Source organism: Frankia sp. AiPs1, assembly GCF_023716945.1.
Classification (GTDB): Bacteria; Actinomycetota; Actinomycetes; order Frankiales; family Frankiaceae; genus Frankia.
Genome location: NZ_JAMQQF010001201.1, coordinates 1 through 501 on the forward strand (window position 1 = coordinate 1; position 501 = coordinate 501).

General features: G+C 75.6%; 1 protein-coding gene. It reads right to left on the bottom strand.

The features are described 5' to 3' along the window. Positions 1-501: Hsp70 family protein (locus tag ND748_RS33640; protein ID WP_251750228.1), on the bottom strand; the 501-nt coding region annotated here is incomplete at both ends.

Sequence of the window (501 nt, forward strand, 5' to 3'; positions counted from 1 at the left end):
GCCTCGACGCCGGCCGCGGCCAGCGCCCGGCCCACCAGCAGCTCGTCGAGGTCGAGGCCGGCGCCGTGCCGCAGGCCCGCGGGGGTGCCGACGAGCTGGAATCCGAACGGCGAGAAGGACAGGATCGCGGCGTCGAGGAAGCCCGCGCCGAGGTCGTACCAGCCGACGAGATCGACCGTCTGGGTCATCGAGCTGCGGGCGAGCAGCGTCCCCATCGCGTCGGCCGCGGGCAGGGCCACCACCGGCAGCTCCAGCCCGGAGAGCTGAGTGGTCGCCTCGGTGAAAGTCTCCCGCCGGCCAGCAGACCAGAACGTCGGGAAGGTCACCACCACCTGGTCCGGCGGCCCGCCGAGCTGGTCGGCGGCCAGCCCCACGAGATGGGCGACCAGTCGGGCGAGCAGACCCTCGCGGCTGTAGGCGGCGCCGCCGAGCAGGACCGGACCACCCTCGCCGAGCCCGCGCAGCAGGTCGGTGCCGGCCCGGTCCGGGTCGGCCTGGGCG